16 protein-coding genes are annotated in these 17,098 nt (G+C 74.0%); 7 read left to right on the plus strand and 9 right to left on the minus strand.

Annotated elements, in window-relative coordinates; all coding sequences use genetic code 11:
* Nucleotides 1-219 precede the first annotated feature (219 nt).
* Complete coding sequence (locus ACFVXK_RS11045; RefSeq protein WP_389611232.1) at nucleotides 220-1,557, plus strand: DUF3616 domain-containing protein; 1,338 nt, start codon at nucleotides 220-222, stop codon at nucleotides 1,555-1,557.
* 13 nt (nucleotides 1,558-1,570) lie between these two features.
* On the opposite strand, the gene ACFVXK_RS11050 is transcribed toward ACFVXK_RS11045, so the two are convergent.
* The gene (locus ACFVXK_RS11050; protein WP_389611202.1) at nucleotides 1,571-2,398 is read right to left on the minus strand and encodes a hypothetical protein; all 828 of its coding nucleotides are present in this window, start codon (nucleotides 2,396-2,398) and stop codon (nucleotides 1,571-1,573) included.
* A 107-nt stretch (nucleotides 2,399-2,505) separates the two neighbouring features.
* Here ACFVXK_RS11050 and ACFVXK_RS11055 point away from each other — a divergent pair, with 107 nt between their 5' ends.
* The gene (locus ACFVXK_RS11055) at nucleotides 2,506-2,829 is read left to right on the plus strand and encodes a DMT family transporter (protein ID WP_389611203.1); all 324 of its coding nucleotides are present in this window, start codon (nucleotides 2,506-2,508) and stop codon (nucleotides 2,827-2,829) included.
* Nucleotides 2,829-3,365, plus strand: coding sequence for a TetR/AcrR family transcriptional regulator (locus ACFVXK_RS11060; RefSeq protein ID WP_389611204.1), 537 nt, complete (start codon nucleotides 2,829-2,831; stop codon nucleotides 3,363-3,365). The genes ACFVXK_RS11055 and ACFVXK_RS11060 overlap by 1 nt, the downstream gene beginning before the upstream one ends.
* Before the next feature lie 103 nt (nucleotides 3,366-3,468).
* Here the strand turns inward: ACFVXK_RS11060 and ACFVXK_RS11065 are convergent, their stop codons facing one another.
* Nucleotides 3,469-4,344: a winged helix-turn-helix transcriptional regulator gene (locus ACFVXK_RS11065; RefSeq protein WP_389611206.1), complete on the minus strand. Its 876-nt coding sequence runs from the start codon at nucleotides 4,342-4,344 to the stop codon at nucleotides 3,469-3,471.
* A gap of 93 nt (nucleotides 4,345-4,437) precedes the next feature.
* Here ACFVXK_RS11065 and ACFVXK_RS11070 point away from each other — a divergent pair, with 93 nt between their 5' ends.
* Together ACFVXK_RS11070 and dapD are read left to right on the plus strand one after the other, a co-directional pair.
* Nucleotides 4,438-5,874, plus strand: coding sequence for an MFS transporter (locus ACFVXK_RS11070; protein ID WP_389611208.1), 1,437 nt, complete (start codon nucleotides 4,438-4,440; stop codon nucleotides 5,872-5,874).
* 9 nt (nucleotides 5,875-5,883) lie between these two features.
* Nucleotides 5,884-6,864: a 2,3,4,5-tetrahydropyridine-2,6-dicarboxylate N-succinyltransferase gene (gene dapD / locus ACFVXK_RS11075; protein WP_389611209.1), complete on the plus strand. Its 981-nt coding sequence runs from the start codon at nucleotides 5,884-5,886 to the stop codon at nucleotides 6,862-6,864.
* A gap of 83 nt (nucleotides 6,865-6,947) precedes the next feature.
* On the opposite strand, the gene ACFVXK_RS11080 is transcribed toward dapD, so the two are convergent.
* The 3 genes from ACFVXK_RS11080 to ACFVXK_RS11090 form a co-directional block, all read right to left on the minus strand.
* Nucleotides 6,948-7,508 (minus strand): RICIN domain-containing protein, encoded by a 561-nt coding sequence (locus ACFVXK_RS11080; protein WP_389611210.1) that lies wholly within the window; start codon nucleotides 7,506-7,508, stop codon nucleotides 6,948-6,950.
* Nucleotides 7,509-7,720: 212 nt separating this feature from the next.
* A complete protein-coding gene (locus tag ACFVXK_RS11085) occupies nucleotides 7,721-7,975 on the minus strand; it encodes a hypothetical protein (protein ID WP_389611211.1) in 255 nt (84 codons plus the stop codon).
* Nucleotides 7,976-8,190: 215 nt separating this feature from the next.
* The gene (locus ACFVXK_RS11090; protein ID WP_389611212.1) at nucleotides 8,191-10,032 is read right to left on the minus strand and encodes an endonuclease/exonuclease/phosphatase family protein; all 1,842 of its coding nucleotides are present in this window, start codon (nucleotides 10,030-10,032) and stop codon (nucleotides 8,191-8,193) included.
* A gap of 333 nt (nucleotides 10,033-10,365) precedes the next feature.
* Between ACFVXK_RS11090 and ACFVXK_RS11095 the strand changes: the two genes are divergently transcribed.
* Together ACFVXK_RS11095 and ACFVXK_RS11100 are read left to right on the plus strand one after the other, a co-directional pair.
* Nucleotides 10,366-11,886, plus strand: coding sequence for a hypothetical protein (locus ACFVXK_RS11095; protein WP_389611213.1), 1,521 nt, complete (start codon nucleotides 10,366-10,368; stop codon nucleotides 11,884-11,886).
* A 186-nt stretch (nucleotides 11,887-12,072) separates the two neighbouring features.
* Nucleotides 12,073-13,530 (plus strand): alkaline phosphatase PhoX, encoded by a 1,458-nt coding sequence (locus tag ACFVXK_RS11100; RefSeq protein ID WP_389611214.1) that lies wholly within the window; start codon nucleotides 12,073-12,075, stop codon nucleotides 13,528-13,530.
* Nucleotides 13,531-13,594: 64 nt separating this feature from the next.
* Here the strand turns inward: ACFVXK_RS11100 and ACFVXK_RS11105 are convergent, their stop codons facing one another.
* The 4 genes from ACFVXK_RS11105 to ACFVXK_RS11120 form a co-directional block, all read right to left on the minus strand.
* The gene (locus ACFVXK_RS11105) at nucleotides 13,595-13,771 is read right to left on the minus strand and encodes a hypothetical protein (RefSeq protein WP_389611215.1); all 177 of its coding nucleotides are present in this window, start codon (nucleotides 13,769-13,771) and stop codon (nucleotides 13,595-13,597) included.
* Between the two features lie 113 nt (nucleotides 13,772-13,884).
* Nucleotides 13,885-15,117 (minus strand): TerD family protein, encoded by a 1,233-nt coding sequence (locus tag ACFVXK_RS11110; RefSeq protein WP_389611216.1) that lies wholly within the window; start codon nucleotides 15,115-15,117, stop codon nucleotides 13,885-13,887.
* A 51-nt stretch (nucleotides 15,118-15,168) separates the two neighbouring features.
* Nucleotides 15,169-15,390 carry a hypothetical protein gene (locus ACFVXK_RS11115; protein WP_389611217.1) on the minus strand — a complete coding sequence of 74 codons (222 nt, stop codon included), beginning with the start codon at nucleotides 15,388-15,390 and terminating at the stop codon, nucleotides 15,169-15,171.
* A gap of 99 nt (nucleotides 15,391-15,489) precedes the next feature.
* On the minus strand, nucleotides 15,490-17,013 hold the full coding sequence (locus ACFVXK_RS11120; RefSeq protein WP_389611218.1) for an aldehyde dehydrogenase (NADP(+)): 1,524 nt from the start codon (nucleotides 17,011-17,013) through the stop codon (nucleotides 15,490-15,492).
* Between the last annotated feature and the right edge of the window lie 85 nt (nucleotides 17,014-17,098).

Genomic DNA, 17,098 nt, shown 5'->3' on the forward strand with positions numbered 1-17,098 from the left:
CGGTCACAGGAGGGCCCCCGGCACGGTCGTGCCGGGGGCCCTCCCTGCTTCCACGGGCCCTGCCCGTTCTTCCGGGTTCTTCCGGCGGACGGACGCAGTGCACCGGAAGTTGGTCATGGTGGCCGAATCTTCTCGACGGCCGTCACGGTGTGGCGCCCCGAGGGAGAGGACGTCACCTTGAAGAAGAAGCAGCAGCTCGGCATCGCGGGTACCGCGGGCATCGCCGCACTGATCGTCGCCGCGACGGTCGTGCCCGCGCACGCGGTCACCTACGGCACCCCGACCATCACGCTGTCCGCCGGCTACCTGTCGGGCTCCGTGAACGGGGTCGGCGACCAGACCGTCGACGTCACCGTCGGGCAGAGCGGCGCCGACGTCTCCGCGCTGACCGTCAGCGCCTCCGCCTCCAGCAAGACCTCCGTCGCCGGCACCGGCGACGTCATGGTCACCGGCTCCGGGGCGGTGCGCCGACTGGCCGTCGCCGCCCACGGCCGCGGCTACACCAACCTGACGATCAAGGTCACCGGGCTCGGCGGCAAGACCGCCACCAAGACCCTCTCCTACGCCGCCTCCGCCGCCGTCCAGAACCCGGCCGACGCCCGCTACTTCAGCGGCGCCTCGGACTCCTCGGCCGCCGTGGACGTCGGCGGCGGCTTCACCGTGGTCGCCGACGACGAGAACAACGTGCTGCGCCTGTACGACCGTTCCCGCTCCGACGCCCCCGTGCGCACCTGGGACTTCAGCTCCCAGCTCGGCGTCACCAAGGAGGTGGACATCGAGGGTGCCACCCGGATCGGCAACACCGTCTACTGGACCGGGTCGCTCGGCAACAACAAGGACGGCGAGTACAAGGCCCCCCGCAACACGGTGTTCACCACCACCGTCAGCGGCTCCGGCTCCGCCACGCAGCTCGCGTACGGGCGCTCGTACAAGCACCTGCGCGAGGACCTCGTCGCCTGGGACGCGGCGAACGGGAACCGCTACGGCTTCGCGGCGGGCACGGCGACGGGCCAGGCACCCAAGCAGATCGACGGCTTCAACGTGGAGGGCCTGGAGTTCGCCCCGGGTTCCACCACCACCGCCTACGTGGGCTTCCGCGCCCCGCTCGCCCCGGCGGTGCCCGGCGGCAAGGCGCTGCTGGTCCCCGTCACCAACTTCGACAAGGTCCTCTCCAACGGGTCGGCGGCGACGTTCGGTTCCGCGGTCGAGCTGGACCTCGGCGGGCTGTCGGTCCGTGACATCCGCAAGAACGCGCAGGACCAGTACCTGATCCTGGCCGGCTCCTGGGCGGCCGACGACAACTCCGACCCCTACGCGCTCTACCAGTGGGACGGCGTCGCCGGCCACGCCCCCGTCAAGCGGGCCGACCTGCCGACCACCGACCCGGGCGGCTGGGAGGCCATCGTCGAGGTCCCGGACCTGTCGGTACCGGGCGCGCGCGTCCAGCTGATCACCGACAGCGGCTCGGCCGACCTCTACGGGGACGGCATCGAGGCCAAGGACCTCACGCACCCGGAGTTCAAGAAGTCCCGCGCCGCCTGGTTCACCCTCTCCTAGGGTCTGCGCGAGGTCAGGCGTCCGCCGCGAACGCCTCCGCGAGGTGTTCGCGGCGGATCCGCCGGTCCACGTAGAGCAGGCCGGCCGGCAGCTGCGGGAAGGCCGGCAGCAGCACCAGCGCCGACAGGGCGCCCGGCAGCCCGAGCCACAGCAGCAGCCCGTACGCCGCCGCCCCGGTGAACACCACCGCCGGGGCGGTCACGGCCAGGGCCCGCCACCACGCGCCGCGCACCAGCTGCGCCGAGCGCCGCAGCGCCGCCACCGGGCCGAGCCGCTCGTACCCGGCGGCGGTCGGCGCCAGCGAGGACAGCACCCCGAGCCACAGCGCGACGGGGAGCAGGGGGAGCACCGCCAGGGGCGGCACCCCCAGCGCGAGCAGCACCGCGAGCGGTCCCGCCGCGGCCAGCAGGGCCAGCAGCTGGGCACCGAGCACCGCGGGGGTGCGGGGCAGCGCGGCGAGCAGCAGCCCCGGCGCGGTCACGGGGCGGCCGAGCACCGCCGGGCGCAGCAGGGCGGCGATCAGGGCGGTGGCGAGGGCGCAGGTGAACAGCAGGAACAGGCCCGCCGCCGGGAACAGGGTCCAGACGAAGATCCGGCTGCCCGACCTCGGGCTGAGCGAGGCCAGGGTGGCCGCGCCGGCCGCGGCGGTGACCAGCAGCCCCGCCATCAGCTGCCCCAGCAGCAGCGCGCCGCACAGCGTGCCGCCGTAACGGCGCAGGGCGGTGAGGGCGCCGCCGAGGATGTCCGAGGTGCCGAGCGGGCGCAGGGGCACCACCCCCGGCCCGGGCCGGTGCGGGGGCAGCAGGCCGCCGCCCCGGTGGGTCCCATGATGCATCGCCATGAGCGGCCCCCTGTCCCCTGCGTGGGGACACCGTAGCTCCGATGCGCGCCGGTGTCCCGGGGTCTGCGTGTGTACATGTGTACGCATCGATGCGTACAGTCGTACGCATGCCGTACGTACTGCTTGCCCTGGCCATAGTCTCCGAGGTCGCCGGGACCACCGCGATGAAGTACAGCGAGGGCTTCACCCGGCTGTGGCCCTCCCTGGGCACCCTGCTGGGCTACGTCATCGCCTTCACCCTGCTCGCCCAGACCCTCAAGTCGATGTCGGTGGGCACGGCGTACGCGATCTGGGCCGGGGTCGGCACCGCCGCCATCGCGGCGATCGGCATGGTGTTCATGGGCGAGGCCGCCACCGCCGCGAAGATCGCCGGGATCGCGCTGGTCATCGCCGGGGTGGTCCTGCTCAACCTGGGCGGGGCGACCCACTGATGGCCGCCCCGGTGCGCCGGTACGACCCCGAGCGCCGGCAGCGGATCGTCGACGCCGCGATCCGGGTGGTCGGGGCCAAGGGGATCGCCGGCCTGAGCCACCGCAGCGTGGCGGCGGAGGCGGACGTACCGCTGGGCTCGACGACGTACCACTTCAAGACCCTGGACGACCTGCTGGTGGCGGCCCTGCGGCAGGCCGGCGCGGCGTACGCGCCGGAGCTGGTGCTGCGCCCGGGGGAGGACCTGGTGGGGGCGCTGACCCGCCTGCTGGGCGGGCTGCTGGGCACGGACCGGACCCGGGCGGAGCTGGAGTACGAGCTCTACCTGGAGGCCCTGCGGCGCCCGGCGCTGCGGCCGGTCGCCGCCGAGTGGTGCGAGGCGGTCGTCGCGGCGCTGGCGGACCACGCCGACGAGGTGACGGCGCGGGCGCTGGTGGCGGTGATGGACGGCATCACCCTCCAGGCCCTCCTGACGGACACGCCGTACGACGCCGAGTACGCCCGCGAGATCCTGGCCCGGGTCCTGCGTCCGGCCTAGCCGTTTTTACAGCCCCGCCGGCGTTTGAGGCGCGGGGTCCGGGGCGGAGCCCCGGGAAACGGTGAAAGGGCGGGGCGGGGAGACTGCCCCGCGCAGCGGCCCCCTAGCCCGCGGAGCGGACCGCGGCCAGTGCGGCGGCCACGCTCGCCTCGATGTCCCGGACCGGGTAGAACACCTCCCGCACCACCCGCTCCCGGTCCAGCACCAGCGTCAACCGCTTGATCCGGCTCACCCCCGCCGCGCGGAACGTCGGCAGCCGCAGGGCCGTGACCAGCCCCAGGTCCGCGTCCGACAGCAGGGGGAACCGCAGTCGCTCCGCCTCCGCGAACTCCCGCTGCTCGTCCGGCCGCTGCGTCGAGACCCCGTGCACGGTGGCGCCCGCCGCGGTGAACTCCGCCAGCTGGTCCCGGAAGGTGCAGGACTCCAGCGTGCAGCCCCGCGCGCCCGGGATCCCGCCCCAGCCGGGCGGGTAGGACTCGGCGCGGGCGTACGCGCCGGGGAAGCAGTACAGGACGGTGAACGGGGTGTCCGCCACCGGGTCGCGCAGCTCGCCGGAGCGGTCCGGCAGCAGCAGCTCCGGCAGCCGGGTGCCGCGCAGCGCGTGGACCCGTGCCGCTTCCTTCGAGGACTCCTCCGTCGTCGCGGTCATCTCTCCCTCTCCCAGGACCCAGGTGTCACCCCAGTCCTGGAGGGCCACCAGGACCGGCAGCAGCCCCCGCCCGCGCGGGGTCAGCCGGTACTCGTGCCGCACCGGGCGCTCCTGGTACGGCTCGCGCGTCAGCACCCCGGCCTCGACCAGCAGCTTCAGCCGCTCGGCGAGCACCTTCCGGGACACCCCCAGCTCCCGCTGGAGCTCCTCGAAGCGGTACAGCCCGCGCGCGGTGTCGCGCACGATCAACAGCGTCCACCAGTCGCCCACGACGTCGAGGGCCTGGGCGATGGAGCAGTCCGCGTCGCCGAGGTGCGTGCGCTGGGCCATGGGAACTCCTTTGTCCGTTGACCCCAGGCTGTCATGCTGACATAGTCCGTTCCCAAAAGGAACTTACTCCGTCGCGACAAGGGGGACACGGGTGTGCTGCAGGGGTTCAAGGACGTACCGCGGGTCGTGTGGCTGCTGGCTGCGGGGGTGTTCGTCAACGCCGTCGTCAGCTTCACCTTCGTCTTCGTCTTCCTCTACCTGACCGGCCCGCGCGGCCTCGGCGCCGCGCAGGCCGGCGTGGTCACCGGCATCGGCGGCATCGGCCTGGTGGCGGGCAACTTCACCGGCGGCTGGTACGGCGACCGCTTCGGCCACCGCCGCGTGCTGCTCGCCGCCTCCGCGCTCGGCGGGCTGACCCTGACGACCCTGCCGCTGCTGCCCACGCCGCTGCTGTACGTGGTGCTGCCGCTGGCGCAGTACGCGAACGGCGTGGTGCGGGCGGCCAACTCCGCGCTGGTGGCCGTCACCGTCCCCGAGGGGGCCCGCCGGCAGGCCTACGCCGTCGTCCGGTGCGTGTCCAACGGCGGCTTCACGCTCGGCCCGCCGCTGGGGGCCCTGGTCGCGGCCGGGCTCTCGTACGACTGGCTGTTCCTCGCGGACGGCCTCGGCACCCTGTTCTTCGCCCTCTGGACCGCCCGCGTCGTCCCGGCGCGCGGTGCCGCCCGCACCCCCGCCCCGGCCCCGGACGGGGGTCGGGGCCGCGGCGGGGTGTGGGCCGAACTGCGGGCGCGGCCCGCCGTCCTGGTGCTCCTCGGCGCGATCCTCGTCACGGACACCGTGTACCGGCAGCAGTACTTCACCTTCCCGGTCTTCCTCGCCGACCACGGCCTCGACGTGCGCGCCTTCGGGCTGGTCATCGCCCTCAACGGGGCCGTGATCCTGCTCCTCGAACTGCCCGCCGCCGTCGCCCTGCGCTCCAGGCCGCCGCTCGCGGTCACCGGCACCGGGCTGCTCCTGGTCGGCGCCGGGTACGCCGCGCTGACGGCCGGCGCGGGAGTGGCCACCGCCGTCGCCATGATGCTGCTGGTCAGCCTCGGCGAGATCCTCTACAAGACCACCGCCACCGCCTACGTGGCCGACGAGGCCCCCGAGCACGCCGTCGGCCGGTTCCAGAGCCTGTACGCCGGCGTCTCGGTCAGCGGGACCGTCCTCGCCCCGCCGGCCGGCGGAGCCCTCTACGCCGCGGCGCCCTGGCTGCTGTGGCCCCTGTGCGCCATGCTGGCCGCCGGGGCGGGGGCGGTGCTGATCCGCCTGTCGCGGCGGCAGGGCCGCGCAGCGGGGGCGGCCGGCGCCGGAGCCGCCCGGCAGGGCGCGCGGGAAGCGGCCCGGGAGGACGCCGGGGCGGCCGCCCCGGAAGCCGCCCGGGAGGCCGCCCGGCCAGCGGCCCGGGAGCCCGTCGCGGATCCCGTCGTGCGGGTCGGCGGGTCCGGGTCCGGGGCCGGGTCCGTCGCCCCCGGCGCGGGGCGGGGGTCGCGCGACGCGCGCCCGGCACATGAGACCGGTTCGCGGCCGCGGCCCGTCGCCGGTTAGGTTTCGGGCATGACTGCTACGCGTACCACCGGCGCCGTCGCCGCCGGACTTGCCACCCTCGCCGCCGACGGCACCGTCCTCGACACCTGGTTCCCCGCCCCCGAGCTCTCCGCCGAGCCCGGCCCGGCCGGCACCGAGCGCCTCACCGCCGAACAGGCCGTGGAGCTCCTCGGCGCCGCCGCGGCCAAGGCCATCCGCTCGGACGCGGTCCGCGGGGTCGAGGTCGTAGCCGTCCGCACCGTGATCGCCTCCCTGGAGGACAAGCCGCTCGACGCGCACGACGCGTACCTGCGCCTGCACCTGCTCAGCCACCGCCTGGTCAAGCCGCACGGCCAGAACCTGGACGGCGTCTTCGGCCTCCTGGCGAACGTCGCCTGGACCTCGCTGGGCCCGGTCCCCGTCGACCAGGTCGAGACCGTCCGGCTGAACGCCCGCGCCGAGGGCCTGCACCTCCAGGTCACCTCGATCGACAAGTTCCCCCGCATGACCGACTACGTCGCCCCCAAGGGCGTGCGCATCGCCGACGCCGACCGCGTCCGCCTCGGCGCGCACCTCGCCGAGGGCACCACCGTCATGCACGAGGGCTTCGTCAACTTCAACGCCGGCACCCTGGGCACCTCCATGGTCGAGGGCCGCATCTCCGCGGGCGTCGTCGTCGGCGACGGTTCCGACATCGGCGGCGGCGCGTCCACCATGGGCACCCTCTCGGGCGGCGGCAAGCAGATCATCTCGATCGGCGAGCGCACCCTGATCGGCGCCGAGGCGGGTATCGGCATCGCGCTCGGCGACGAGTGCGTCGTCGAGGCCGGCCTCTACGTCACCGCCGGCACCCGGGTGACCCTCCCGGACGGCCAGGTCGTCAAGGCCCTGGAGCTCTCCGGCGCCGACAACATCCTCTTCCGCCGCAACTCGGTCACCGGCGCCGTCGAGGCCCGCCCGTACAAGGCGAACTGGGGCGGCCTCAACGAGGTCCTGCACAGCCACAACTGACCCGCGCGGGGCCGCCGGCCCCGTCCGTCAGCGCCGAGTGCCCTCCCGGTCCGCCGGGAGGGCACTCGTGCGTCCGGGGCCGTTCAGCCGGGCTGGAGCGTCCAGCGGCGCGAGGGGTGCGTGTCGCAGGTGAACTGGACGAGTTCGAGGTTGTTGTCGCTCAGGGTGCCCCCGGCGACGGTGGCGCACTTGTCGGTCTGCATGTTGACGATCTGGTAGGACTCGCCGTCGAAGTTGGCGAGGCGCCAGCGGCGCGAGGGGTGCGAATCGCAGTCGAACTGGACGAGCTTCAGGTTGTTCTCGGTGGAGGTCCCGCCGGCGACGGTCATGCACTTCGCCGTCTTGCGGTTGACGATCTGGTAGGACTCGCCGTTCCAGTTGGTGATGCGCCAGCTGCGCGAGCGGTCCCCGTCGCAGTCGAACTGCACGAGCGGCACGTTGTTGTCGGTCGAGGTGCCGCCGGCGACGGTGGCGCACTTGTCGGTCTGGAGGTTGACGAGCTGGAAGACGCCCTGGATCGGTCCCGCCGGGATGCCGGGCGACGCCGGCCGCGCCATCGCGGGGGCGGGCAGCAGCATGAGGCCGCCGGCGGCACAGACCGCCGACGAGGTCAGGAAGCGGCGTGCCGGAGTGTTCTTGCGCATGGGAGGGCTCCCTCCTGCACTGCGGAGGAGGTGGGGGAAGGGGGGTGACAGCGCGGGACCGGAGGTCGGCTCCACGCTCCGGCGCCGCGAAGGCGGGCCGCCGCCGGGCCGTCGGCCGGGACGCGGCTGCCCCTCCCACTATCGGCGCACCCGATCGGGCCCGCAACCGAGGTCGCCGCGGCCGCGCGCGGGGCGCGGGGCGCGGGGCGCGGTCAGTGCAGCGGGATCGTCCGGATCAGGCCCGCGAAGGCCTCCTGCTCCGCCTGGGTCAGTTCCACCGACTCCATCGGGTGGGCGGACGCCGTGCGCTGGGACGGGATGACCGGCAGGCCCTCGTAGGCGTCCGGCTCCGGGTGGTGGAAGCGGCTGTCCCACAGCATGTGGCCCAGGCCGAGCACCCAGACGAGGGCGGCCACGAGCAGGACGGCGACGCCGATTTCCTGGGCGAGGGAGATGGAGGGGAACACACGGCCTCCAGGAGCGGGCGGTACAACAAGGACAAGATCGGGCGTGAGGGACACTCAACACCACAACCCACCCATATGGGCACCGGTGTGTCCAGCATCACGCCAGGGCCGAAAGTCCCCAACCTCCCCGCCGGGGTCCGCCCAGGGTTCCGCCGCGGCCGGAGGGCGGGAGAGGGGCCCGGCCGTGGCGGCGGCCGGGCCCCTCTCCGGGGGTGTTACGGGCGGAAGCGGAGCACCTGCGGGTCGTGGTCGCTGTTCTGGACCGAGAACTCGGCGTTGATGTGCACGCTGTCGTAGGCGTAGTTCTTGATCGCCGGGCTGACGAGGATCTGGTCCAGCACCTGCGCGTTGCCCTGGTAGACGTAGGAGTAACGTTCCGCCTTCGGCAGCGACTTGATCGCCGAGTACAGGACCCCGCCGTCCTCCAGCGCCTTCGCCGTGTTCGAGAACTCGAAGTCGTTGATGTCGCCGAGGGCGAGGACGTCCGCGTTCTTGTCGGCCGCGAGGATCTCCTTGACGAAGGTGTTCACCGCCTGCGCCTGGAGCAGCCGCTTGTCCTCCGACTTGCGCACCGGGGGCTGGTGCTGCGAGGTCAGGCCTTCGTCGCCGCCCTTCGAGCTGAAGTGGTTGGCGATCACGAAGACCGTGCGGCCGCGGAAGACGAACTCGCCGGCCAGCGGCTTGCGGCTGTCGGCCCACGCCGGGTTCGCCGGGTCGATCCGGCCGGGGGAGTGGGTCAGGGCGGCCTTGCCGTTCTCCTTGGCCACGCCGGTCGCGGTCACCGCGTCGCCCGCCGCGCGGTCGGTGAAGGAGACCCGGGCGGGGTTGAAGAGGAACACCTGGCGGATGTTGCCGCCGGGCTCGCCGCCGTCCTTGTTGTTCTCGGGGCTGATGGAGCGCCACTGGTAGGCCGGGCCGCCCGCCGCCGCGATCGCCGCGGTGAACTTCTCGATGGTCTCCTCGGCCGAGACGGTGCCGTCGTTCTTGGCGCCGTTGTCGTCCTGGATCTCCTCCAGGGCGACGATGTCGGGCGAGGCCAGGTTCTGGACGACCGCCTTGGCCAGGTTGTCGAACTTCTCCTGCGGGTCGCTCGGGTCGAGGTTCTCCACGTTGTACGTGGCCACCGCGAGCTCGCCCGGCGACTGGGCCTTGGTCTTCTCGGGCGCGAGGGTGCCCGCCTTGACCGTGCCGAGGGTGCGGGCCGCGAGGGTGTAGCCGCCGAACTGGTTGAAGTCCAGCGGGCCCTCGGTGGTGCCGGTCAGCCGGTCGCCGACGTTGGCCACCGGGAACGGCTGCTGCGCGAGCGGCGCGAGCTGCTGGACCTGGAGGCGGCCGGTGTTCTGGGACTCGTACGAGCCGTAGAGCGTGCCGCCGCGCTTGAGGGTGTTCTCCCAGCCCTTCACCGTCACCCACATCTCCGCGTACGGGTCGGTGGCGCCGACCACGCGGGAGTTGCCGATGCGGACGTTCATGCCCTCGAGGGACTCGTAGTAGTCCAGGGCGTAGCGCGAGGGCTCCAGGGTGAGGCCGTTGATGCTGCCGCCGGCGGCCGGGTCGCCCGCCGGGGCGTACTCCGCCGGGACGGAGTACTCGTTGACGACGGTGGCCTCGGGCAGCGCGTTGCCGGAGGAGAGCACGGTCACGGTCGGCTTGGCGATCTGGGTGACCGACTGGTTGCCGGAGGCGGCGCCGCCGGGGACGTACTCGCCGACCGTGCCCGAGACCTTGACGGCGTCGCCGACGGCCACGGTCGGGGCGGAGCTGGTGAAGACGAAGATGCCCTCGCTGGTGGCGGGGTTGTCGTCGGCGTCGGGGTCCTGGATCCAGAAGCCGCGCGAGCCGTAGGTGCGCACGCCGATGACGATGCCCTGCACGTCGGCGACGGCCTTGCCGTTCAGCGGCGATATCCGGGTGGTGCCCTGGATGTCGTGGATGCGTACCGGATCGGCGGACACGGCGCCTTCGGCCGCGTCGGCCGTGCCCGCGAGCAGGCCGGAGGCCAGCGCGGCGGCGACGAGGGCGGCGACGGCGGCGGAACGGGGATGCGATGAGCGCATGTGAGGGAACTCCGGTGTGTGGAGGAAGAGGGGGGTGGGATTTGACGGTCCCTTAACGTCTACGCGCGTCAATCTCCTGCGTGACCAGCGAAGTTGTCAAGGTCTCCAGGAAATACGACAGCTGACTGTGGGATGAACTGACGGTTCCGCTCCGCCGGGGCCGCTCCGGATGCGTCTACGCTGGATCGCCGCAACCGGTCTGACGGTCCCTCCGTGACCGCCCCGACCACTGCCGCTGCCGTTCCGCTCCACCCCGTTCAGTTCTGTTCCACCCCGCTCCGTGCAGATCCGCCCCGTCCGTCCCGCGCGCACCCGTCCGAGGAGAACCACCCCATGTCCGCAGAGCCGCACTCCACGCTGCCGCCGGTACGGCTGCATTCCGATGCGGAGCTGGCCCGCGACGCCCTCGTCGCCCCGCTGTTCGCCCGCGCCGTACGCCTCGCCCGCTGGGCCGGCCCCGGCATCCGTGTCGACGTCGGGGGCGAACTCGTCGCCGACCAGCTGCCGGGGGCGGCCGAGGTGCTCGGCCTCGATCCCGCCGACGAGGACTCCCCGGTGTACGCGAGCCAGGCCTGGCGGGTGGCCGTGGACACCGGCCTGGTCGACGTGACCGAGCCGGAGGAGGACGGCGGGGACGGCGCGGACGGCGCCGAACCCGAGTACGGCACGGCCGCCCCCGGGGAGGACCTCCCGCTGCTGGCCGGCGGGGCCCCCGCCGACGTGCTCGACCTGTGGCTGGCGGCCATGGACTCGGTCCTCGCGGACGCCGCCGTGCCGGATCTGGACGACCTGGTCGACGCCATGGACGCGGGCGGCGACATCGACTTCGACCGGCTCGACTGGAACCCGCAGCGCGAGGCGGACTTCCTCGACGGGGTGCTCGCCAACCTCTACCTGCTCAGCGTCTCCGAGGGCGCCCCGGGCGACGGCCGGGTGCCGCTGCCCGTGCTCGCCGCCTCGATGATCATTCCGGACGACGCGGGAGAGCCGACCGACGCCGTCCTGGAGCAGGTCTCGGACGCGATGATGCGGCTGGACGACCAGTTCCGGCAGCTGGAGCCGATCGGACTGGTCGACTACCAGCCCGTCGACGAGGCCCTGATGGCGGAGGCCGACGACCTCACCGATGCCGATGCCGATGCCGATGCCGAAGGCGGCGCCGGGGGCCCGGGGCGGGTGGAGGACGACGAGGACATCACCCGGTACGGGATGGTGCGCCTGACCCCGCTCGGGCTCTACGGCGTCCGCGCCCGGATGCTGGAGGCCGGGGTCGAGGCCCCCGCCATCGGGGAGCTGGCGGGCAAGGGCGCCGACGCGCTGCTCGACGCCGTCTCCTTCTACCCCGAGGACGCCGCGCAGTCCGAGATCGAGCAGTGGCTGGCGGGCCGGGACCTCCCCGCCGCCGTCGCCGAACTGCTCGCCGCGGCCCGCGGTGACGACGAGGCCGCGCCGCTGCGCCGGCTGCGCTGCCAGCAGGCCCTCACCCCGGCCGGGCCGGAGGCCGAGCCGGCGGTGCGGGCCGTGCTGGACGACGCGCAGCTGGGCGGGCTGGCCCGGGTCTGGCTGGCGGAGCACGGGGCGGCGGACGTGCCGGCCCCGGACCAGGAGATGGTGTTCTGGCTGACGGTGGACACCATCGCGGCGCAGCTCGCCGCCGACGGGGAGACCGAGGAGCTGCCCCTGCTGATGGGGAGCCTGACGGCGCACCACACCGGTTTCTTCGACCAGGTGTGGCGGGTGGAGCACCCGGCGACGGCCTACGTGCTGGAGGCCATGGGGCGGCTGCATCCGGACAAGAAGGCCGCGAAGGATGCCCGGAAGGCCGCGTTCAAGGCCCGGTCCCGGCAGCCCTGACCTGAGCGACGACTTGGGGGAGGGGCCGTAACAGGCCTTTCGCGCGGCCGGAGTTCGCCATTCCGGCCGGTGGCAAGGGGCCGGTCCGCGTTCGGGGGTAGTTCAGCCGCCGTTCACGTACGGCCGGGAGCGTGTGCGCCGACGACCGTACGTCAGGCGCACCACCTCCCCACCCCAGGAGACCCGATGCCCCTCAGTCGCAGAGACTTCACCGCCCGCACCGCCCTCGCCGGTGCGGGCGTCGCCCTCACCGGAACGGTGGGCGCCCTCGCCACCGCCCCCGGGGCGCTGGCCGCGGACGACCCGGGCCCCGGCGCGGCCGACGCGGCGCAGGGGCACGGCCACCCGGCCGCGCCGGGCTACGGCCCGCTCCTGCCGGACCCCGCCGGACTGCTCGCGCTGCCCGCCGGGTTCGGCTACCGCGTCATCACCCGCAGCGGTGTCACCACCCTCGACTCGGGTGAGAGCACCCCGTCCAACCACGACGGCACCGCCGCCTTCGAGGGGGCCCGCGGGGTCACCCTCCTCGTCAACAACCACGAGCTGAAGGGTCCGCGGGCGGGCTGGGCCCACCCCGTCCCGCTGGCCGAGGGCCTCGTCTACGACCCGGCCGCGTCCGGCGGCTGCACGGTCGTGGAGGTCCGGCGCGGCGGCGAGGTCGCCGAATGGGTGGGCATCGCGGGCACCTCCACCAACTGCGCGGGCGGGGCCACCCCGTGGGGCACCTGGCTGACCTGCGAGGAGACCGAGGACCTGGCCGGCAAGAACGGCATGACCAAGGACCACGGCTACGTCTTCGAGGTGGACCCGCACGACCGGCGCGCCAACCGCGACCCGCGGCCGGTCAAGGCCTTCGGACGGTACGCGCACGAGGCCGTCGTCATCGACCCGCGCCAGGGCCACGTCTACCTGACCGAGGACGCCTCCGGGCCCAACGGACTGCTCTACCGCTGGACCCCGCCGCAGGGCTTCCGGCACGGGCGCGGCCGGCTGCGCACCCTCGCCGCCGATGCCGGGGTGCTGGCCGCCGCCAAGTGCTTCGACAAGGCCGGGCAGTTCGTGGACGACCTCTCGCGCGCCACGAAGACCGGGACCGTGTACGGGGTCGACTGGGTCGAGGTCACCGACCGCGACGCGCGGAGCCTGTCGGTCCGCAAGCAGTTCGCGGCGGGCGCCATCACCCGGGCGCGCAAGCTGGAGGGCATGTGGTGGGCCGACGGCGGGGCCTACTTCGTCTCCTCCTACGCGCGCGAGGAGAGCCCGGGCGCCGCGCACGACGGGCAGGTGTGGTTCTACGACCCCAAGCGGCGCACGATCCGCCTCGTCGTCCTCATCGGGGTGAACGCCGACCCCGGGGCCGAGGGCGGATACGACGGCCCCGACAACATCACCGTCTCCCCGTACGGGGGCCTGGTCATCGCCGAGGACGGCAACGGGCTGCAGCACCTGCTCGGGGCCACCGAGTCGGGCCGGGTCTATCCGCTGGCGCGCAACGAGCTGAACATCGGGACCCCCGAGAAGCCCGAGTACTCGGAGTTCACCGGGGTCTGCTTCTCCCCGGACGGGCGCACCCTGTACGCCAACATCCAGGAGCCGGGCATCATGCTCGCGATCACCGGGCCCTGGCGGCGCTCCCCGCGCTGACGGCGCCTCACCGCACGCGCTGTCGGGCTCCTGCCGGGCTGTGCGGGGGTCCTGCCGGGCGGCGCTAGAGGGCCGTGGCCATCTCCTCGCGGGAAGCCGCGGCCCACTCCTCCAGGAGGAACTCGTACGCCTCCGACGGCCACTCCCCGTCCGCCCAGGTCTCGACGAGGAGCCGTATCGCCTCGTTCGCCTCGGCGGCGGACGGGCGAGCGGGACCCGCGGGACGGAGTGAAGTCTGCATGCCTCCAAGGCTACGGGTGAGCACTGACAGCCACCTCCGGATTACGCGTGGCATCGGTCACCCGGGCCGCCGCGGCCCGGGCGACCGGTGGCCGCATATGCCCGCCCACCTGCTCAGAGTGCCTCGGCGGCCGGCTTGACCATCCCGCGCACTGTGCGGGACTTCACAAAGTCGCCCATGGCGGTCATCTCCCATTCGCCGGAGAACTGCCGGATCAGCTTGGCCATCATGACGCCGGTCTGCGGTTCGGCGCCGGTCAGGTCGAAGCGCACGAGCTCCTCGTCGGTCGCCGCGTCGATGAGCCGGCAGTAGGCCTTGGCGACCTCGGTGAACTTCTGGCCGGAGAAGGAGTTGACGGTGAAGACCAGCCCGCTGATCTCGGCGGGCAGTCGGCCGAGGTCCACGACGATCACCTCGTCGTCCCCGGCGCCCTCACCGGTCAGGTTGTCGCCCGAGTGCTTGACCGAGCCGCCCAGGATCGACAGCTTGCCGAAGTAGCAGGCGTCGACGAAGTTGCGCTGCGGCCCGTAGGCGATGACGGACGCGTCGAGGTCGATGTCGCGGCCGCCGAACGCGGGCTCCCAGCCGAGGCCCATCTTGACCTGCGACAGCAGCGGGCGGCCGCCCTTGACGAGGGAGACGGTCTGGTTCTTCTGCAGGCTGACCCGGCCCTTGTCCAGGTTGATCTTCCCCGAGGCGGCGGCGGGCGCGGCAGCCGGGGCCGGGGCCGGGGGAGCGGCGGGGGCCGGGGGAGCGGCGGGGGCGGCCGGGGGCGCCGAGGGCATGGGCGGGGCGGCGACGGGGGCCGGGGCCGGCGGTGCGACCGCGGCGGGGGCGGCCGGCTCCTCGTCGACGGAGACCCCGAAGTCGGTGGCGATGCCCGCCAGCCCGTTGGCGTAGCCCTGGCCGACCGCGCGCACCTTCCACACGCCGCCGCGCTGGTAGACCTCCACGACCACCAGGGCGGTCTCCGTCCCGAGCCGGGGCGGGGTGAAGGTGGCGATCACCGCTCCGCCGGCCGCGTCCCGCACGGTGGCGGTGGGCTCGATGCCCTGGAAGCTCTGGCCCGCGGCGTCCGGGCTGGCCGTGACCACGATCCGCTCGATACCGGGGGGCAGCGCGCCCGTGTCCACGGTGATCGAGTCCGGTGCCGTCCCGCCGCCGGACCGGTAGCTGACGCCGGGCCCGGTGGGCTGGTTGTAGAAGATGAAGTCGGCGTCGGAGCGCACCTTGCCGTCCGCCGCGAGCAGCAGGCCCGACACGTCGAGCCGTACCGGAGCGGCCACGTCCACCGTCACGCGGGTGGTGTTGAGCGGCAGGTTGGAACCAGGGGTCATAGCGGTCATGCCGGGAGAACGACCGGCGCCGCTTTGCCGTTCCCTTACCCTCGGCGGATTTCAGCGCCGGTTGCGGGGGTGGTCGCGGGCCGTGCGCTCGTTGCCGAACTTGTAGGAGCCGGTCCAGCGGGCCATCACCAGCTGGGCGTCGCCCGACTCCACCTCCGCGAGGAACTTCCCCGCCCGCCCGCCCCGCAGGGTGGCCGCGGCGCGGCCCCGGTGCGTGATGACGACCGTGCCGTCGCCGTGTGCTGCGTACGAGAATCCCTGTGGCCGGCTCATGGGGCGCAGCCTGCCCCGGCGGGGGCGGGGCGGCAACGGATTTACCGCCCCCCGCCCCCCGCCCCCGCCCGGCGCCCCGCCCCCTTGTGCGGGGCCGGCTCAGGCGCCGGTGACCCGGCGCGGGAGGCCCAGCGGGTTGTCCTCGCGCAGCTCCGGCGGGAGCAGCGGGTCCGGCACCGACTGGTACGCCACCGGGCGCAGCCAGCGCTCGATCGCCGTGCCGCCGACGGAGGTGGAGTGCGAGGTGGCCGCCGGGTAGGGGCCGCCGTGGTGCTGGGCCGGGGCCACCGCGACGCCGGTGGGCCAGCCGTTCACCACGATCCGCCCCGCGAGCCCCGTGACCTGCGCGATCAGCGCGGCGGCCGGGCCCGGGGCGCCTTCGGTCTCGGCCCGTGACAGCTGGAGCGTGGCGCTCAGGTTCCCGCCGAGCCGGCCCAGCACGGCGGCGGCCTCCTCCGCGCCGGAGTAGCGGACGACGACGGTCACCGGGCCGAAGCACTCCTCCAGGAGCAGCTCGTACGGGCCGCCCTCCAGCAGGCGCGCCGCGGCGACGTCCAGGTACCCGGCGCCGACGGAGTGCTCCCCGCCGGGCCCGGCGGGGACGGGGGCGGTGACCCCGGGGAGGGCGGCCCGCTCGCGGACCCCGGTGACGAAGTTCTCCCGCATCCGGTGGTCGAGCAGTACCCCCGGGCCGGTCTGCCCGAGCTGCTTGGCGAGCGCGGTGGTGAGCAGGTCCCCGTCCGCTCCCTCGGGGACCAGGACCAGGCCGGGCTTCACGCAGAACTGGCCGACGCCCAGGGTCACGGAGGCGGCGAGTCCGGAGCCGATCTCCTCGGCCCGCTCCGCGGCGGCCGCCGGGGTGACCACGACGGGGTTGAGGGAGCCGAGCTCGCCGTGGAAGGGGATGGGCACCGGCCGGGCGGCGGCCGCGTCGAACAGGGCCCGTCCGCCCCGGATGGAACCGGTGAACCCGGCGGCGGAGACCAGCGGGTGGCGGATCAGCTCCAGACCGGCGTCGAACCCGTGGACCACCGTCACCACGTCGGCCGGCAGCCCGCCCGCCACGGCCGCCCGGCGCAGCAGCTCCGCGCACAGCTCGGAGGTGGCCGGGTGGTCCGGGTGCGCCTTGACGACGACCGGGCAGCCCGCGGCCAGGGCGCTCGCGGTGTCCCCGCCGGGCACGGAGAAGGCGAGCGGGAAGTTGGAGGCGGCGTAGACGGCGACCACCCCCAGCGGGACCTTGTAGCGGCGCAGTTCGGGGCGCGGCGGGGTGAGGGAGGGGTCGGCCCGGTCGATCCGGACGTCGAGGTGGGCGCCCTCCTCGACCACGTCGGCGAAGGCCCGCAGCTGGCCGGTGGTGCGGGCGAGCTCGCCGGTGAGGCGGGCGCCGCCCAGCGCCGTCTCGGCGTCGGCGGTCGCCACGACCTGGGTGGCGGCCCCGTCGAGCAGGTCGGCGGCGGCCCGCAGGAAGGCGGCGCGGGCGCCCGCGTCCGCCAGGGCGCCGCGCGCGGCGTGGGCCGCCCGCACGGCCCGGTCCACGTCCGGGGCTGTGGCCTCCACCGCAACCCGTTCGCTCTGCTTCCCGGTGCGGGGGTCCACACTCCAGACTGGATTCGCCGTCATGGCCCGCTCCTCCCCGGATCGTTCAGTATTCTGAACGCCGTTCCGGTGAATGAATGATCACTTCTGCTGCGGACTCTAGGTTCCG

The sequence above is a fragment of the Streptomyces sp. NPDC058157 genome, from assembly GCF_042884105.1.
Lineage (GTDB): Bacteria > Actinomycetota > Actinomycetes > Streptomycetales > Streptomycetaceae > Streptomyces.